Genomic DNA, 264 nt, shown 5'->3' with positions numbered 1-264 from the left:
AATTCCCACCGGGAACAACAGTAACAGTGGAAAAAGACGGTACAGCAACAATTACATATCCAGACGGAAGTAAAGATGTTATTCCAGGCACAGATTTAGTGAAACCATTAAATCCAACAGACGCAGACAGAATAACACCAACAGTACCAGAAAAAACACCAGTAAAAGATGTCACAAACTTAACTGATGAAGAAAGAAAAGCTGTAGAAGATAAAATTAAAGAAGTCAACAAAGACAAATTCCCACCGGGAACAACAGTAACAG

Annotated in this window: 1 pseudogene; it reads left to right on the top strand. The window is 37.9% G+C overall.

Annotation, left to right across the window (positions count from 1 at the left end):
• Nucleotides 1-264: pseudogene (locus E4T68_RS09100) on the top strand (hypothetical protein); the annotation flags it as partial.

It is taken from the genome of Granulicatella sp. WM01 (assembly GCF_004570605.1).
Classification (GTDB): domain Bacteria; phylum Bacillota; class Bacilli; order Lactobacillales; family Aerococcaceae; genus WM01.
This window is presented reverse-complemented; position numbering and strand designations above follow the sequence as displayed.